General features: G+C 67.5%; 10 protein-coding genes. 5 read left to right on the top strand and 5 right to left on the bottom strand.

What is annotated here, in order from left to right; genetic code table 11:
- Positions 1-27 precede the first annotated feature (27 nt).
- Positions 28-2,646 (top strand): zinc-dependent metalloprotease, encoded by a 2,619-nt coding sequence (locus ACIQ51_RS03240; protein WP_396203568.1) that lies wholly within the window; start codon positions 28-30, stop codon positions 2,644-2,646.
- A 191-nt stretch (positions 2,647-2,837) separates the two neighbouring features.
- Complete coding sequence (locus ACIQ51_RS03235) at positions 2,838-5,486, top strand: zinc-dependent metalloprotease (RefSeq protein ID WP_396203567.1); 2,649 nt, start codon at positions 2,838-2,840, stop codon at positions 5,484-5,486.
- A gap of 76 nt (positions 5,487-5,562) precedes the next feature.
- Here ACIQ51_RS03235 and ACIQ51_RS03230 read toward each other — a convergent pair whose 3' ends face one another.
- Both ACIQ51_RS03230 and ACIQ51_RS03225 read right to left on the bottom strand, forming a co-directional pair.
- Positions 5,563-5,844, bottom strand: coding sequence for a rhodanese-like domain-containing protein (locus ACIQ51_RS03230; protein ID WP_396203566.1), 282 nt, complete (start codon positions 5,842-5,844; stop codon positions 5,563-5,565).
- 71 nt (positions 5,845-5,915) lie between these two features.
- Entirely contained in the window at positions 5,916-6,764 is an 849-nt protein-coding gene (locus ACIQ51_RS03225) for a DUF2490 domain-containing protein (protein WP_396203565.1), read from the bottom strand.
- 159 nt (positions 6,765-6,923) lie between these two features.
- Here ACIQ51_RS03225 and ACIQ51_RS03220 point away from each other — a divergent pair, with 159 nt between their 5' ends.
- From ACIQ51_RS03220 to ACIQ51_RS03210, 3 genes are read left to right on the top strand one after another with little or no spacing between them, the layout of a single operon-like run.
- Positions 6,924-10,106: an efflux RND transporter permease subunit gene (locus ACIQ51_RS03220; protein ID WP_396203564.1), complete on the top strand. Its 3,183-nt coding sequence runs from the start codon at positions 6,924-6,926 to the stop codon at positions 10,104-10,106.
- Positions 10,106-11,287, top strand: coding sequence for an efflux RND transporter periplasmic adaptor subunit (locus ACIQ51_RS03215; protein WP_396203606.1), 1,182 nt, complete (start codon positions 10,106-10,108; stop codon positions 11,285-11,287). The genes ACIQ51_RS03220 and ACIQ51_RS03215 overlap by 1 nt, the downstream gene beginning before the upstream one ends.
- 30 nt (positions 11,288-11,317) lie before the next feature.
- Positions 11,318-13,390 (top strand): M20/M25/M40 family metallo-hydrolase, encoded by a 2,073-nt coding sequence (locus ACIQ51_RS03210; RefSeq protein WP_396203563.1) that lies wholly within the window; start codon positions 11,318-11,320, stop codon positions 13,388-13,390.
- A gap of 71 nt (positions 13,391-13,461) precedes the next feature.
- Here ACIQ51_RS03210 and ACIQ51_RS03205 read toward each other — a convergent pair whose 3' ends face one another.
- From ACIQ51_RS03205 to ACIQ51_RS03195, 3 genes are all read right to left on the bottom strand, one after another.
- Positions 13,462-14,658, bottom strand: coding sequence for a DUF1624 domain-containing protein (locus ACIQ51_RS03205; RefSeq protein ID WP_396203562.1), 1,197 nt, complete (start codon positions 14,656-14,658; stop codon positions 13,462-13,464).
- Positions 14,658-16,952, bottom strand: a complete 2,295-nt coding sequence (locus tag ACIQ51_RS03200; RefSeq protein WP_396203561.1) for a TonB-dependent receptor — start codon at positions 16,950-16,952, stop codon at positions 14,658-14,660. Before ACIQ51_RS03200 ends, ACIQ51_RS03205 begins: the two co-directional genes overlap by 1 nt.
- A gap of 121 nt (positions 16,953-17,073) precedes the next feature.
- Positions 17,074-17,607, bottom strand: coding sequence for a hypothetical protein (locus ACIQ51_RS03195; protein WP_396203560.1), 534 nt, complete (start codon positions 17,605-17,607; stop codon positions 17,074-17,076).
- Positions 17,608-17,677: the final 70 nt, after the last annotated feature.

The raw sequence follows: 17,677 nt of genomic DNA, 5'->3' as shown, positions 1-17,677 counted from the left end.
CCCCCCTCAGCAGGACTCCATCCCATCATGCGCTCTCGTTCCCTCACGCTTGCCGCCACCGCCGGGCTTGCCCTCGGCGCGTGCACGAAGCCGGCGCCGACCCCCGCCCCGGCCCCAGCGCCGACTGCCGCGCCCAGCGGTGCACCCACCCCCGCCGCCGGTCGCCCCGGCGGCATGCCGGGCGGGATGCCGGGCGGAATGCCGGGCGGAATGCCGGGCGGCTTCGGTCAGGGCGGTGCCGGTGGTCAGGGTGGCGCCGGCGGCCAGCAGGATCCGCAGCCCCGCCCCTACGCGGCGATCATCACGCCGCGCGCCACCACCAAGAACGGGGTGTTCAAGGTGCACCAGGTAGGTGGGCGCCTGTACTTCGAAATTCCGCGCGCGGAACTCGGCAAGGACTACGTGGTGGTCACCACCCTCGCCGGCACCCCCGACGAAATCGGCATCCGCGGCACGCAGGGCGGCAACAACCTCGTGCGCTTCGAGCGGCGCGACAACCGCCTCTTCGTGCGCGAAGCCGACTACCGCGACATCATCGCCGACACCGCCTCGTCGCAGCAGCTCGCCGCGCAGCTGATCGGCGTGACCAAGATTCTCGCGTCGCTCAACGTGGAAGCATACGGCCCCGATAGCGCCGTCGTGGTCGAAGTCACGCGCATGTTCACCGGTGGGGTGCCGGAGTACACCGCGCTGGGCCGCCGCGCCACGGTCGACGCGCAGCGCTCGTACATCGAGAAGTTTTCGGCGTATGCGAAGAATGTGAACGTGACCGCGGTGCAGAGCTTCACGCCGCAGGGCGGCGCGCCGGGCGCCGGCTTCCCGGGCGCACCGGGGGCCGCCAACGCCAACGCGCCGACCACGGAGAAGTACACCTTCTCCATCGCGAAGCTGCCGGAAGACCCCATGAAGCCGCGGCTCCTCGATGAGCGCGTGGGCTACTTCGGCGTCACGCAGCGCGACTTCAGCGGCGCCACGCAGCGCGTGGAGAGCAAGCGCTACATCGGTCGCTGGCGCCTCGAGTGCAGCGACAAGAAGGTGGGCAACCTCTGCGTGCCCAAGAAGCCCATCACGTACTACCTCGACCCCGCCACGCCGGCGTGGATCAAGCCGTGGATCCGCAAGGGCATCGAAGACTGGCAGGTGGCCTTCGAAGCCGCCGGCTTCCACAAGGGCATCGTGGCCGCCGAGCCGCCCGCCAACGATCCCGATTTCTCCGGCGAGGACGCGACCGTGGCGATGGTGCGCTGGCTCCCCAGCGCCACCGAGAACGCCGTGGGCCCGTCGCTGCGCGATCCGCGTACGGGTGAGATCCTCGACGCCGACGTGCAGACGTACCTCAACGTGATGAACCTCAATCGCTCCTGGTACTTCACGCAGGTCGGCCACCTCGACAAGCGCGCGCAGAAGCTGCCGTTCCCCGACACCCTCATGGGCCGTCTGGTGGAGTACGTGACCGCACACGAGGTGGGCCACACGCTCGGCTTCCCGCACAACTTCAAGGCGAGCTCCATGTATCCCGTGGACTCGGTGCGCTCGAAGACGTGGGTGAAGAAGATGGGCCACACGCCCACGCTCATGGACTACTCGCGCTTCAATTACGTGGCGCAGCCGGAAGACAACATCGACCTCGATGATCTCATCCCGAAGGTCGGCCCGTACGACAAGTACGCCGTGATGTGGGGCTACACGCCCATTCCGAACGCGAAGACGCCGGAAGACGAGAAGCCCACGCTCGAGAAGTGGACGCGCCTGCAGGACGACACGCCGTGGTACCGCTTCGCGAGCGACGGTGGGGCACAGGGCGCCGATCCGGGTGAGCAGTCGGAAGCGGTCGGCGATGCCGACGCCGTGAAGGCCACCACGCTGGGCGTGAAGAATCTCAAGCGCACCATGGCCATGCTGGAGAGCGCGACGGCGTGGAAGGACGGCACGACCTACGACGATCTCGAGGAACTCTATGGCCGTCTGATCGGCCAGTGGGCCACCGAGATGGGCCACGTGGCCCGCGTGATCGGCGGGCAGTACAAGCAGGAGAAGTATGTGGGGCAGAAGGGCCCCGTGTACCGCCCGGTGGAGCCGGCGCGCCAGAAGGACGCGCTGCAGTTCCTGCTCGACAACGCGTACACCACGCCCACCTGGCTGCTCGACCAGAACATCCTCCGCAAGCTCGAGCCGAGCGGCAGCCTCAATCGCGTAGGTAACGCACAGGCGCGTTCGTTGGCGAGTGTGGTAAGCAACGACCGCATGCAGCGCATGTTGGAGCTCGAGGCACTCGCGTCGAAGGCCGAGGTGTACCCGGTCGCCGACATGCTCGCCGACCTGCGCGCGGGGCTTTGGAAGGAAATCCAGAGCGGGGCCCCGATCGACGCGTTCCGCCGCCGCCTGCAGCGCGTGTACCTCGAAGCGATGGCCGGGAAGATCAACCCGCCCGCGACGCCCGCCGCGGCGGCGTTCCCGGGCCAGGGCGGCCGTGGCGCCCAGGCGCCCGTGGGCACCGCCGATTTCCGTCCCATCCTGAAGGCGGAAATGCGGACCCTCGACGCCGACCTCGCGAGCGCGCTCGGCAAGACGAGCGATCGCATGACCAAGGCGCACCTCGAGGACGCGCGGGATCAAATCCGGAAGATGCTCGACAACGACAAGTGACCGGCGTCGCCTGACAGGGCGCGGGCCAGAGTTGGGGAGGGCGGGATGCCGAAAGGGATCCCGCCCTCTGCTTTCTTCGGTGCCCCTGCTGCCCACTGTTTAACGGCACCGTCGGTTCCCGAGTCCCCTCCCCTTCCATAAACTCAAGGCGTCCCGCCCGCGCGGGAATTTCCTTCCCTCCTCGAGGTCCAATGCGCATCCGTTCCATGCCGCTGGTGCTGGCCGGGCTGGCTCTCGCCGCCTGCAAGCCGGCCAAGCAGTTCGTGTCGGCGCCCGCTCCCACGCCGCCCCCCACCGGCGGGGCCGCCCGTCCAGCCGCCCTCCCCACGGCGCCGGGGCAGCCCACGGCGCCGGGGCAGCCCACGGCTCCCGGCCAGCCCGGACAGCCGACCCCCACGCAGCCGCCCGCCGGCCTCCCCAACATCCCCGGCCTCGCCGGTGCCCTGGGTGGCGCCTTGGGTGGCGCGGCCGAGGCCAATCCGCGCCCGTACGCCACCGTCATCACGCCGCGCGCCAAGAGCAAGAAGGGCGTGTTCGACGTGCACCAGGTGGGGTCGCGCCTCTACTTCGAGATCCCCGCGTCGCAGATGGGGAAGGACTTCGTGATCACCAGCGTGCTGGCCGGGACACCAGCGGGCATCGGTATCAGTGGCACGCTGGGCACGGATCGTCTCATTCGGTTCGAACGTCGCGACAATCGTATTCTGGTGCGCGACGTGAACTACAACAGCATCGCCACCGACAGCCTGCAGCAGACGCGCCGCGCGATGTCGCTGATCGAGTTCTACCCGATCATTGCGTCGCTCAACGTGGAAGCGTACGGGAAGGACAGCGCGTCCGTGGTGGAAGTGACGCGCATGTTCACCGGTGGCGTACAGGAATTCACCGCCAATGGCCGTCGGGCCACGGTCGACGCCTCGCGTTCGTACATCGAGAAGTTCTCGGCATTCTCGCGCAACGTGAACGTGACCGCTATCCAGACGTTCACGCCCATCGGCGGTGCGGGTGGGATTCCCGGCCTCCCCATTCCGGGGTTGGGTGGTCCGGCTCAGGCCACGACGGAAGCGTACACCTTCTCCATCGTGCGTCTGCCCGACGAACCCATGATGCCGCGCCTGCTCGATCCGCGCGTCGGGTACTTCGGGGAGTTCAAGACCGATTTCGGCTCCAACGAACAGCGTGTGCTGCCGCGTCGCTACATCGCGCGCTGGCGCCTGGAGTGCTCCGACCAGAAGGTCGGCAACCTCTGCGCTCCCAAGAAGCCCATCACCTACTACGTCGATCCGGCCACGCCGAAGTGGCTCATCCCCTTCGTGAAGGCGGGCATCGAAGAGTGGCAGCCGGCGTTCGAGCAGGCCGGCTTTGCGAAGGGCATCGTGTCGGCCGACGCGCCCAACGATCCCGACTTCTCGGGTGAAGACGCGAGTGTCGCCATGGTACGCTGGTTGCCGTCGCCGGTGGCCAACGCCGTCGGCCCCAGCACCACCGATCCGCGCACCGGCGAAATCATCGACGCCGACGTCCAGATGTATCACAACATCATGGATCTCCAGCGCAACTGGTACTTCACGCAGGTCGGGCACCTCGACAAGCGGGCCCAGACGTTCCCGTTCCCCGATTCGCTGATGGGGCGCCTCGTGCAGTTCGTCGTGGCGCACGAAGTGGGACACACGCTCGGCTTCCCACACAACTTCAAGGGCAGCTCGATGTACCCGCTCGACTCCATCCGCAGCAAGACGTGGGTGTCGAAGATGGGTCACTCGCCGTCCATCATGGACTACGCGCGCTTCAACTACGTCGCGCAGCCCGAAGATGGCATTGCCCTGCAGGATCTCGTGCCCAAGGTGGGCCCGTACGATCGCTACGCCGTGATGTGGGGCTACAAGCCCATCCCGGGAGCCAAGACGTCGGAAGACGAGAAGGCCACGCTCGACGCCTGGGCGCGCATGCAGGACAGTGTGCCCTGGTACCGCTTTGCCGGTGACGCGGGTGCCGCCGGTGCGGACCCGGGCGAGCAGTCAGAAGCCATTGGCGATGCCGACGCCGTACGCGCCACCACGCTGGGCTTCAAGAACATCGCCCGCGTGATGAAGCTGGTGGAACGTGCGGCGACGAACAACAAACTCGCCGACTTCTCGCTGCTCCGTCAGGCGTATGGCGAAGTGGTGGGACAGTGGGCCACCGAAGCAGCACACGTGACCAAGATCGTGGGCGGTTCGGACAAGCAGGAAAAGGCCGTGAGCCAGAGCGGTGCCGTCTGGACGCCGGTGCCACGCGCACGACAGAAGGCGGCCGTGAAGTTCCTCAACGACCAGGTGTTCACGACGCCGTCGTATCTGATCAACGTGGAAACGCTGCGCAAGTTCGAAGCGGACGGCAACATCAATCGCATCACCAATGCGCAGGCGCGTTCGCTCTCCAGCCTCGTGAACAACACGAAGCTGCAGCGCATGGTGGAGGCGGAAGCCACGGCCCAGAACACGTCCGACGTCTACTCGTTGGGGGAAATGCTCACCGACCTGCGTCGCGGCCTGTGGAAGGAGATCTACGGCGGTCAGCCGGTGAACGCGTATCGTCGCCGCCTGCAGACCACGTATCTCGAAGCCATGGCGAGCAAGATCAAGCCGGCTCCGCCGAGCGCGCAGGATGCCGCCATTGCCGCGTTCCTTGGTGGTGGTGTAGTCAACACGCGCGACTTCCGTCCGCTCCTCAAGGACGAAATGCGCACGCTGGACCGCGAGCTGGCTGGCGCGATCGGCCGCACCGGCGACCGGACCACACGGGCGCACCTGCAGGACGCGCGCGATCAGATCAAGACCATGCTCGACACCGACAAGTAACCGGTCGGTGGCAAGCGCGCGCGGCCCACTTCCCCCGGGGAAGTGGGCCGCGTTGCCTGTACGGCGAGGCGGGAGACTACGCGTCGAATTCGGCCGTGGCCGCCGCGATGCCACCACCGTCCACCACGTTGGTATAGCCGGCCTGCCGGAGCATCTGCGCCGCCATCGCGGAGCGGCCGCCGCTCGCGCAGTACACGAGGAGCGATGCGCTCTTCGACACACCGGCAACGCCGTCGAGCCCGTCAGGCAGGGTATCCACCGGCACGCAGTGAGCGCCCGGCAAGTGACCGAGCCAGTACTCGACCTTCGAGCGGACGTCGATCACGACGTCGACGGGCGAATTGCGAAAGGTGGGCATGCGCACAGGGGTTGAGGTTTGTATATGAGTATATGCGCATACTTTGATTTCTACAAGTGAGGCCGCTCACGTCACGGCCAGCGCCCCGTCCAGTGCATCGAGAGCCACAGCGTGTGATTGATCTCGTTGGCACGGCGCGGCACGAACGCGTTGTACAGGTTCATGTAGCCCACGTCCACGCGGGTCCGCGCGCCAGTCGGGATGCCCACGCCGGCACTCGCGCGATTTTGGCCGATCGTGAACGTCTGCGTGGGGCCGCCGAGGGGCATCAGCAGCTCGTCCCAGACATACCCGATCACCGGGCGCCCACCCACCGTGAGGGACCCGAGCGCAACCTGCGCCCGCGGCATGTAGCGCAGACGATTCTGGTAGGTCGTAGGCCCCGACGTCCGCGCATCGTCCCCCTCCCCCGCGCCCTCCCCCGCCACGCGAAGCAACGGGTGTAGCCAGCGCTGCTCGAGCCGGTAGCGGTGCGTGATGCTCACGGCGCCGGCCGTGTGCGCCACCGTGAGCTGCTGCCAGGTGCGGTGCTCACGGGTGGGATTGGCAATGGGGAACGCCCCGTACGGCTGTGTGGCGATGTAGCCGTACCCCGCCGCCACCCGCACCCCCGGCGACAGCGTGACCTGCAGCCCGGGACGTACCAGCAGCTGCTGCGGCTCGGCCCCCATCCCCATCCGGCGCCACGACCCATCGAACCAGAGGGCGGTGCGCTTGCTGATCGGCTGATCCACGAACGTCCCCACCCACAGGGCATCCTGATGCCGGGTGGTCCACGGCTGGGCCAGCAGCGACCGGGGGATCGCGCCGGCAAGCACGCTGGCGAACACGCTGGCGAACACGCTGGCGAACACGCTGGCGCACGCCAACAGTCCCGTCAACGGGCGCGTGACAGCGCGGAAGGGGCGAAACGGCAGCATGACGCCAAGTATAGGCGCAGCAGGCGCCAACGCCCAACGCCCAACGCCCGACGGGCGCGCGCCAGCGGGACGCAAGCGGAACCGGGGCGTGGTACGTACTATCGGGTGTGCCGGGCGGGTCACGTCGCCCGGGCCTCAGGCGACCCCTGTCTCCCGCTCATGTGGATTGTCACGCTGGCTCTGCGGCGCCCGTACACGTTCATCGTCGGCGCGCTGCTGGTGGTTCTGTTCGGGGTGCTCTCGGCGCTGCGCATGCCGACCGACATTCTCCCGGAACTCGACGTTCCGGTGGTGTCGGTGATCTGGTCGTACAACGGCCTGCCCCCCGAGGAGATGGAGCGACGCTTCGCGACGACATTCGAGCGGTCGCTCACCACCACGCTCACCGGCATCGAGCACATCGAGTCGCAGTCACTGGCCGGCATCACGGTGGTGAAGGTGTTCTTTCAGCCCGATGCCTCCGTGGAGTCCGCCGTCTCGCAGATCGCGGCGCAGTCCCAAACCGTCCTGCGCGTCATGCCGCCAGGCGCCACGCCGCCCCTGATCATCCGCTACAACGCCGCCAACGTGCCGGTACTGCAACTCGCGCTCGGCGGTGACTCCCTCTCCGAACAGCAGCTCAATGACCTCGGCACCAACGGCATCCGCACCCGCCTCGCCACCGTGCGCGGCGCCAGCGTGCCGCAGCCGTACGGTGGGCGCTCGCGACTGATCAACGTGGACCTCGATCCCGCACAGCTGCAGGCACGCGGGCTCTCCCCCACCGACGTGAGCGACGCGATCAGTGCACAGAACCTCGTTCTCCCGGGTGGCACCGCCAAGATCGGCGAGCGCGAATATACGGTGCGCCTGAATGGCAGCCCGAGTGCGGTGGACGCACTCAACGATCTCCCCATCCGCGTGGTCAACGGCGCCCTCGTTCGCATCCGCGATGTGGCGCAGGTGCGCGATGGCTACGCGGTGCAGACCAACATCGTGCATCGCGACGGGGTGCGTGGCGCACTGGTCACGGTGCTCAAGTCCGGCGGCGCCTCCACCATCGACGTCGTGAACCGCGTGCGCGAGGCCCTGCCGGGGATCCTCGCCGCGCTCCCGGCAGCGCTCAAGGTGGACGTGCTGGCCGATCAGTCACTGTTTGTGAAAGCCGCCCTGGAAGGCGTGGTCCTCGAGGCACTCATCGCCGCCTGTCTCACCGCCGCCATGATCCTGCTCTTCCTCGGCAGCTGGCGCAGCACGCTCATCGTGGCGCTCTCGATTCCACTCTCGATTCTCGCATCGGTCACCGTACTCGCGGCCCTCGGCCAGACGCTCAACGTGATGACCCTCGGCGGGCTGGCGCTGGCGGTCGGCGTGCTCGTCGACGATGCCACCGTAGGCATCGAGAACATCCACCGCATGCAGGAGCACGAGCCCGACATCGAGAAGGCGATCATCGAGGGCGCTGGACAGATCGCCGTGCCCACCCTCGTGTCCACACTCGCGATCTGCATCGTCTTCGTGCCGATCTTCTTCCTGAGCGGGGCGGCCGGTTCGCTCTTCCGGCCTCTGGCGATGGCGGTGGTATTCGCGATGATGGCGTCGTACGTGATCTCGCGCACGCTGGTACCCACCCTCGTCAAGTTTGCGATGCAGCGGGAGCGCGACCTCGAGGCGCAGCGGGCGCACCGTCCGCACGCGCCTGGCGTCTTTGCCCGGATGCATCGCGGCTTCGAGCACGCGTTTGAGGGCCTGCGGGCACGCTACCGCCTCGCCCTCGCGCGGGTGCTGGAGAAACCGGCCGCGGTCATCGCTACCGCCGCGCTGATGCTGCTGTCGGCGGGAGCGCTGGCTCCCACGCTCGGGCGCGACTTCTTCCCGCAGGTCGATGCCGGGCAGATTCGACTGCACCTGCGCGCCCCCGTAGGCACCCGCCTCGAGGAAACCGCCCGCATGGTGGCGGATGTGGAAGCACGCATCCGCACGATCATCCCACCCGGCGATTTGGGGACGATCCTCGACAACGTGGGCATCGCCTCCACGAGCCTCACCAATCTGGCGTTCAGCGACAACCCCACCACGGGGGTGACCGACGCCGACATTCTGCTCGTGCTCACCGATGACCGAGTGGGCGACACGAAAGGATACGTGAGTGAGATCCGCCGTGTACTCCGCGAAGAATTCCCGCACCTGCTCGTGTTCTTCCAGTCGGCCGACATCATCGGGCAGATCCTCAATGCCGGCCTGCCGGCGCCCGTCAACGTGCAGATCGCGGGCACCAACCGCGCTGAGAACATCGTGGTGGCACGCGCCCTCGAGCACCGGCTCCGGCAGATCCCTGGCGCGGTCGATGTGTACCTGCAGCAGCGCCTCGAGGCACCGCAGCTCAACGTGAACGTGGACCGCACGCGCGCTAGCGCCCTGTCGCTCACCCAGCGCGAAGTGGCGAACGACCTGCTCGTATCCTTGGCGTCGAGTGGTCAGTCGCAGCCCAACGTGTGGCTCAATCCGCAGAATGGCGTGCAGTACAACGTAAGTGTGCAGACGCCGCAGTACCGCATCGCCTCGCTCGAAGCACTCGCCCGCACGCCCATTGCCGGCGCGAACAACAGCCCGCCGCAGTTCCTCGAGAACGTCGCCACCATCGCCCGCGGCAGCAGCATGGCGGTGGCCAGCCACTACGACGTGTCACCGGTGTTCGATGTATTCGCCAACGTGCAGCATCGCGACCTCGGTGCTGTCGCGGGGGAGATCGATGCGGTCCTCGATTCCCTCCGCCCCACCCTGCCCAAGGGCACGTCCCTCGTGATGCGCGGGCAGGTGGCGAGCATGCGGGAGTCGTACAGCGGCCTCGCGACCGGCCTCGTGTTCGCCGTGGTGCTCGTGTACCTCATCATGGTGATCAACTTCCAGTCGTGGCTCGACCCGCTCATCATCAGCAGTGCGCTGCCGCTCGCGCTCACCGGCGTGATCTGGGCGCTCTTCGCGGCCGGCAACACCATCAGCGTACCCGCATTCATGGGCGCCATCATGAGCGTTGGTGTCGCCACGGCGAACGGCATTCTCGTGGTGGCCTTCGCCAATGAGCGCATGGAGGCAGGGCTCGATGCCCTTCAGGCAGCCCTCGATGCCGCCAGCACGCGCCTTCGGCCCGTGATCATGACGGCCGCCGCAATGATCGTGGGCATGATTCCCATGGCGCTCGGCGTGGGAGAGGGCGGCGAACAGAACGCACCACTCGGTCGCGCCGTGATCGGCGGGCTGGGCTTCGCCACCGTCGCCACGCTGACCGTACTTCCCCTTGTCTACAGCCGCCTGCGCGCCGGCCACGCGCGCTCCGCTCATCAGCCCGGATTGGCGTCGTGATGCCCCCCTCCTGCTCCCTGCCCACCAGCCGCCGGCGTGACGGGCGGGTGGTGCCCATCGTGCTGGTGGTCGTGTTCATCGGCCTGTTGGTGGCCGGTACCCTGCCCCGCCTGGCCCAGTCACGCGCCCGCACCGCCGAACGCGCACAGGTAAATGCGCCCCCCACGGTCTATACCGAGACGGTATCGAGCGACACGGCCGGCACCCCGTTCGAGCTCCCCGGGACGATCACCGGGCTGCATGAAACACCGATCTTTGCGCGCGCCAACGGGTTCGTGCGATCGCTGCGCGTGGACATCGGGTCCGTCGTGCGCGCGGGCGATACGCTGCTAGTCCTCGACATGCCCGAGGTGCGCGAGCAAGCGCGGCAACTCACCGCGCTTCGCGAGCAGGCCGAGGCGAGCGCCACCCTCACCCGCGCCACCCTGAACCGATGGAAGCAATTGGCTGAGCAGGGCGTGGTCACGCCACAGGAGCTCGACGAGCGGCAGGCTCAGTTCAACGTGGCCGAGGCCAACGTGCGCGCCGCGCGGGCCAATCTGGCCAACGTCCGCGAAGTGCTCCGCTTCGGCGCGCTCGTGGCGCCCTTCAGCGGCGTGGTCACGACGCGCGCGGTCGATCGTGGCTCCCTGGTGATGGCAGGGGCCGCGGCCACGGCACGGCCACTCCTCACGCTGGTACAGACGGATACGCTGCGTGTCATGCTGCAAATCCCGCAGAACGCCGCGCCACGCGTGCGCAGCGGCATGACGGCGGACGTGCTGGTTCGGGAGCTCGGCGACTCGCTGTTCCGGGGCACCGTCGTGCGCACGGCGGGCGCCATCGATCAGACTACGCGCACGCTGCTCACCGAAGTACACGTGCCCAATCGTGAACGCACGTTGCTCCACGGCATGTATGCCCAGGTCTCCATCAAGGTCCCCTCGACCGGAGCATCGCTGCGGATCCCCGCCATCGCGCTCATCGTGCGTGCAGAGGGCACGCTGGTGGCGCGGGTCGAGAACGGCACCGTGCACCTCGCGCCGGTCACGCTCGGCCGCGACTTCGGGACCTCGGTCGAGGCGCTCGAGGGCGTGAAGGCTGGGGATGCGCTGGTGGTAAACCCGGCCGAGTCGATCGCCGACGGCATGAAGGTGCGCGCGCTCGCGCGCGGCACGAGCAAACCGCCCGGCAAGCCGTAACACACTTCCTCAGGGATCTCCATGCTTCGTATGCCCCGCTCCGCCGCACTGGCCAGTGTGATCTGTGTTGCCGCATTTCCCGCGCAGGTCGACGCCCAGCAACAGGCCGTAGCCTCATGGGTGTCGTTCGATGCTCCCGTGGGTCTCGAGATGCGCACCACGCGCGGACTCGCGCCGGTGCTCTCTGCGGCGACCGGCGGCACGTGGCGCGCCGATGCGCTCGGCAATCTCGTGCTGCGCAAGGGCGCCGGTGTGCCGAAACGCGTAGTAGCCTGCGCCGTCGACAAGCCCGGATTTGCGGTCACGCAGATCACGAAAGAGGGGATGCTGCGTCTCCACAGGGTCGGCAACGTGTCGCACGCGCTGTGGGATCAGGCGCACGAGGGGCAGCAGCTCGAGGTGCTTACGGCACGCGGTGCGGTGCCCGCCGTCTCGGCGATCGCCAACGGGCATTTCGCGCAACAGCACCGTCGTGATTCGCTCGTGGTCACCGCTGACGAGCTGTGGGTGGACGTGGGTGCCTCCTCGGCGGCCGAGGTGGCCGCGTTGGGGATCGCATTGCTCGACCCGGTGCAGCGGCGCCTCGCCGCCTGGAGCTACGGCGCATATGTGGCCGGGGCGGCTGCTGGGCAGCGCGCCGGATGCGCGGCGGTGGTGACAGCGGCGCAGAGTACGCCGTCGCAGGGCGAAACCATGTTCGTGGTGTCGGTGCAGGGTGCATTCGGCTGGCCCGGGTTGGGCGGGGTACTGGCCAAGACGCCCGACTTCCACGCTGATCAGGTCACGCTGCTCATGAACGGTCGCAGCGACCGGGTACAGCGCCACGTGCGCAGCGTACCGGGAGTGAATGCGGCGGTGCTGCGCGCGGGAGGGCTGGACTCCGTGCGCATCGCGGCACCCGCGGTGCGACATGCAGGGACGCTTGTGGAGAGCATTGCGGCGAGTGAGGCCGCGTGGTTGCTAGACCAGGCCGCACAGGGGGCCGGCGTGTCGCTCCCGCCTACGCCCACGTGGGTGAGCGTACCAGTCCGTCGCCGTGCGAGTGCCGCGATGGATCCGGTGGTGCGCAGCGATGTGTATGGCGCGACCATGACCCAGCTGGCGCGCCTCGCCGATCTCCCCGCCACGCCCACGCACGAGTGGCGCGTGCGCGAGGCGATCATGGCGCAGTTGCCATCGTGGGCGCGCGCCCAGGCCACGGTGGACAGCGTGGGGAATCTCATCGTGAGTGCCGGCCCCGCACGCGATACCGTCGTGTTCATGGCCCACATGGACGAAGTGGGCTTCCACGTGGCGTCGATCGCGCGCGACGGTACGGTATCGCTCGCCACGCGCGGCGGCGCCGTGCATTCAGCGTGGGAGGGGCAGCCAGCCGTGCTGCACCTGCCGCGCGGGACCAACGGTGAGGCGGATACCGTTGCCGGCGTGTTCGTACCACGCGACAGTGCGCGCGTACGGCAGATGCGTACGGTGACCGCGTGGTTCGGCATGGACTCCGCGCAACTCGTGGCGCGTGGAGTGCGCGTTGGTCAGGGGGTCACGTCCCCCAAGGTGAGCGTGCGCCTCGCGGGCGCGCGCTTCACGGGCCGCAGCATGGACGATCGGGCCGGGTCCACGGCGTTGCTCATGGCGGTCACGCGTATCGATCCGGCGACGCTCCCGCATGCCGTGTTGTTCGTGTGGTCGGTGCAGGAAGAGGGCGGATTGGTCGGCGCACAGGTGGCCGCGCAGCGCTACGGGGCGACCACCTCGCGCATTTACAGCATCGACACGTTCGTGAGTTCCGAAACGCCGCTCGAGTCTCCGCACTTCGCGTTCGTCCGTCTGGGTTACGGCCCGGTGCTGCGGGCCATCGAGAACGGCAGCATCTCGCCACCGGCGGTCCGCGAACAGGTGCGTGCCGCGGCGCGCTCGGCGGGCATTTCCCTCCAGACGGGACTCACGCAGGGCGGCACCGACGGTACCGCGTTCACCTTCTACGGGGCGCCCAACACGGGGCTGTCGTGGCCGGGGCGCTACAGCCACACCCCCGCCGAGGTCCTCGACCTGCGCGATGTGGAGCGGCTGGCCGCGCTTATCGCCGCCGTCGCCCTGCAGCGCTGACCCGCGTCCCCTGCCGCATTCAAGGGGGCAGAGTCGTTGATCCGCCGCGGTTGGCGGGATGACCGCTCCGGTCAGAGATAGCGCGTGATGCGGTATCGCCGAGCGGCACGGACCCGCGCGTACCAGACCGCGGCGGGATAGAGCAGCAGCAGCGTAACCACGACGAACGGAAACGTCTGCCAGAGTGGAAAGCCGAACGTGTTGGGCAATCCGGTGATCGTCGCGCGGAAGTCAAACGTGGACCAGGCGAGCCCCGACGCCATCGCCCACAGCAACGCAAGGACGTGCAGCAGGTACAGGTGCGCCACGTAGAGAAACATCGGGACCTGCCCCATCGTGGCCAATGGCGCAGTCCATCGTGGAACCTTGGCGTCCCAGGCCGCCAGCAGCAGGAACGCTGGCCCGAGCGTCATCAGCACGAAGCTGAGCGACATCGGATACTTCGTCACGTTCAGGGCGGCCATCACAGTGTGCAGCGCGCTATCGCTGTATACGGCCACGTGCGGATCTCCGTACACGTTTGTGGCCCGCAACAGAACGAATAGCGAGAGCATGAGGACACCCGCCCCGGCAAGAACGCGGGGGCGCGTGACGTGGGCACGCACGCGATACCAGCGCCCCAACGCATCGCCCAGCAGCACGAGGCCGATCATCGGCATGATCGGGTACGATGTGCGCACCACGATATCTCCCCACAGCGGCATCACCTGGCGATCGTGCAGCACCGCCCAGCTCCAGTGGAGCCAGGTGGGGCTGGTCGGATGCCACCCATCGAGCGCATTGTGACCAGCGACCAGCAGCACCCCGAGGGCCAGCCGTGCGGTGACGGGCACCCGCTGCAGGCATCCGAGAACGATCAGGCTCATGCCGATGCCCCAGATCACCTGCGCGTAGCGCATCGGCCAGACCAGCGAGAAGGTCCAGGCGAGATGCACCACGGTGAATTCCAGCAGCACCAGAATCAGGCCGCGCGTGATCAGATGCCATGACCACGGCGCCGTTCCGGCCGTCGAGGCGCCGTGGCCCTGCAGCCCTGACGACACGCCCGCGAGCAGCGTGAACACCGGGGCACAGAAATGCGTGACCCACCGCATCCAGAAGAGCAGCGGCTCCACCTGATCGAGCTGCATCGGGTCGGTCACGCTCCCGGGCCCATTGCTGTACTCGCGTGCGTGGTCGATGGTCATGAGCACCACGACCAGACCACGCAGCACGTCGAAGGCCTCGACGCGCGAACGCGTCGAGGCCTGCTGTGGATCTGCCGCCATCACCGATCGAAGGTCACGGTGAGGAAGAGCGCACGCGATGAGGCCGGCGAGTGCAGCGTTTGTGCACCGTCCCACCACACGTACTCCATGTAGCGGTCGAAGAGATTCGTCACACCGACGCCAATGGCAGCCACGCGCCAGCGCCATGACACGTCGGCATTCACAGTGTGCATGTCACCCCAGCGTCCGCGATTGTTCTGCTGCGTCAGGTGATAGTTGCCTTGTGCGTACGCCCACGCGCTGGCGGTAAGCCCGACACGCGGCGACCACTCGGCGCCGTACTTTGCCGTCCATGTCGGTACGTGGTTGAGCAGATTGCCAGCCACGGCGGCATTGGTTCGGCCCGGTTCGACCAGGACCGCCCGCTGCGACGTGCCCGCTGCCCACAGCTGCACACCGCGCGGGAGCCGCAGGGCACTCTCCAAATCGACACCGCGACGCTGCGTGCGGCCGATGTTTTCGGAGTCTCCGGAGTTATCGAAACGCAAACGCACTTCGTCGGAGGCGCGCTGCTCCCAGTACCCCGCACGCACGGACCACGCGTTCGTCGGATTGCTCACTACGCCCACCTCGAAGCCGTCATTGATCGACGCGCGTAACGGCGCACGACCGTAGGCCGCGATCCCGGTGCCGATCTGGAAGCCGCGACCAAAGTTGGCGTAGCTGCTGAGGCGATCGTTCACCCGTACGCTGGCGCTCACCTTGGGCTGCGTGATCCACCCGTAGTTGAGCACGGGAAGCGACGTGGGCGAGGGCAGATTGTTGGTGAAGGCACCGTCGAAATGATCGGCGCGCACCGCGGCCGTCAGCGACAACCACGAGACCGGGCGACCGCTCGCCTGCACGTAGCCCCCTCGGTTATCCAGGGTGAAGTCCTGGTCGCGGAGCGTGGCCTGTCGCTGGCGCTCGAGCGTGCGGAAGCGCAGCTGTTCGTTGGTCTGCTGCTGCAGATCGGCACCGGCGGTGAGCACCACCCCGCGTTCGGCGAGCGCCGCCGGACGCCAGGTGAGAGCCGCGAGGGCGCCGTTCTGCCGCTCGTCCTCCACACGCTCCTGCTGCGCGCCAGCGGCGGTAAACCGCACGAAACGCACGCGATCGAAACGCTGTGTGTACGCCTTGAGTGACCAGGCGAGGGTGGCCGTCTGCTTCACATCGAGATGTAGGCTGCCATGATCGGTGTCGATCGTCCCACCGTCGCTGTCGGAGAAGGTGGGCGAAAGCATCGGGGTGGTGCGCGACTGCGCTTCCGTCAGGTATCCCGGGGCGTCGGTGTCGAGCCGGTGCATGCGAGCGATCACGCCCACCCGTACTCGGGCACTGTCGCTGGTATAGAACCACTTGCCGGAGGCGGTCCACTTGTCCGACGCCGAGTTGGCGCGGAAGCCATCACTACGCCGGGCACCGGCAAAGATCGTCTGCGAAAAGCCACCAACGGACGCATTCCCAAGGACCTGCGCCTCCTGGGTACCGAAGGAGCCCGCCTGCAGACGCGACGTGACATAGGTGCCACGGCCCTGTGCCGTCTCCACCGACACGTTGCCGGCCAGATTGAACAGGCCGTGTCGCGGATCGTTCGTGCCACGAACCACCTGCATCTGCGCAATCTCCAACGGGAAGAGGGCATTCATTTCGCTCACGCCGCTGTTCATGTTGGCGGGGATGCCATCGATCAGCAGCTTCGTGCTGGCAATCTCGCTTTCCGTGTTGAAGCCGCGAATACCGATGTCACCGGACACCACCCCCTGGTTGAATTCCGCCCGATAGACGCCCGGGACCTTGCGCAGCAGTTCCTGCGCGAACGTCACGTTCTCGCGTGCGATCTGCTCGCCACCCATGACCGTGACGGCACCGGCTAGCGGATCGGCGCCGGGGTGAAGCGCCGTCCCATTGGCGCGGTTGCCGATGATCTGCAGCGCGGCCAGCTGACGCTGACGCTCCAGCACGATCGTGATCGGCGCAGCGTCGCCGTCACGCACCGTGACCTCGAGGCTGCGTGGGGCGAAGCCCACCGCCCGTACCTGCACCGAGTAACGACCAGCGCCTGGCACCGCGACGAGGAACCGGCCCTCGGTGTCACTTGCCGCGACAATGGCTCGGCCGTTCGGGTCCGACAGCCGGACCGAGGCGGCGGCAACGGGTGTCTCGGTGCCAGAAGCGGCAGTCGTGACGAGACGCCCACGCAGCACCGGACCGCTGCTTTGCGCGGCGAGTGCTGCGGGACGAATGCCAGCGAAGACGGCTAGGAACAGGAGCGCCGAGCGACGAAACACGCAGAGAGAGGGCGTGATGGGCATACGCGAGGGATAGGAGTTAACGATAAGTGATTCCAACGTATCATTACCACACACGTCTGTCCATCGCGCATTCTATGGATCGGCCCCCTCAGCCACCGGTTCGTTGGGGGCTTTTCAGGGGTCAGAGCCGTTGATCCACCACCCGCTCCAGCCGCAGCCGCTGCACGGCGCGGGTCCGCATGGTCACCAGCCCCTCGCTCGCCGGCTGGTCGTCGATGGTGAGGATCTCCTCCTCCAGCACGTTCCCGGTCACGCGCAGGTGCGTGACCAGCAGGATCGAGCCGGCCTTGAACGCGCTCACCAGAACCCCGCCCAGCAGCGACGCCTGGAGACGGACACCGCCCCCCTCGTCGACCACGAGGTCCTGCGGACCGCTCCCTCGGCAGATGCGATAGTCCTTCACCGCCCGCACCGTATCGCGTTCGCTATACGTGGTCTTCCACGGCACGCACTGGTTGTCGGCAGTAGGGAAGGCGCCGATTTCCATGGTGACCGTGACCAGCGCGGCCTTGGCCCGTTCGGGATAGTTCGTGAGCGTGCCACGCCACACGCCACCGAGCGGCGGAAGCTCGGGAGTGATCGGCTGTGCGTTCACCGTACCGGAAAACAGGCCGACCGTGAGTGCGACGGCGAACCAGACACGGGCTGAGTGCATAAGATCCGGGGATTCGAGATATGGGCGCAACGAGCTGCAACTACGGTGTGCCACGCCCGTAGTGTATCCT

Origin of the sequence: Gemmatimonas sp. (assembly GCF_044344655.1) — a bacterium.
Taxonomy (GTDB): Bacteria; Gemmatimonadota; Gemmatimonadetes; order Gemmatimonadales; family Gemmatimonadaceae; genus Gemmatimonas.
The sequence above is the reverse complement of the archived record's forward strand: the minus strand, read 5'-3'. Positions and strand labels throughout refer to the sequence as shown.

Bases quoted from the DNA above. Each gene is read 5' to 3' on its own strand.
- ACIQ51_RS03220 (WP_396203564.1), top strand. From the start codon at position 6,924: ATGTGGATTGTCACGCTGGCTCTGCGGCGCCCGTACACGTTCATCGTC.
- ACIQ51_RS03225 (WP_396203565.1), bottom strand. From the start codon at position 6,764: ATGCTGCCGTTTCGCCCCTTCCGCGCTGTCACGCGCCCGTTGACGGGA.
- ACIQ51_RS03240 (WP_396203568.1), top strand. From the start codon at position 28: ATGCGCTCTCGTTCCCTCACGCTTGCCGCCACCGCCGGGCTTGCCCTC.
- ACIQ51_RS03200 (WP_396203561.1), bottom strand. From the start codon at position 16,952: ATGCCCATCACGCCCTCTCTCTGCGTGTTTCGTCGCTCGGCGCTCCTG.
- ACIQ51_RS03195 (WP_396203560.1), bottom strand. From the start codon at position 17,607: ATGCACTCAGCCCGTGTCTGGTTCGCCGTCGCACTCACGGTCGGCCTG.
- ACIQ51_RS03230 (WP_396203566.1), bottom strand. From the start codon at position 5,844: ATGCCCACCTTTCGCAATTCGCCCGTCGACGTCGTGATCGACGTCCGC.
- ACIQ51_RS03210 (WP_396203563.1), top strand. From the start codon at position 11,318: ATGCCCCGCTCCGCCGCACTGGCCAGTGTGATCTGTGTTGCCGCATTT.
- ACIQ51_RS03235 (WP_396203567.1), top strand. From the start codon at position 2,838: ATGCGCATCCGTTCCATGCCGCTGGTGCTGGCCGGGCTGGCTCTCGCC.
- ACIQ51_RS03205 (WP_396203562.1), bottom strand. From the start codon at position 14,658: ATGGCGGCAGATCCACAGCAGGCCTCGACGCGTTCGCGCGTCGAGGCC.
- ACIQ51_RS03215 (WP_396203606.1), top strand. From the start codon at position 10,106: ATGCCCCCCTCCTGCTCCCTGCCCACCAGCCGCCGGCGTGACGGGCGG.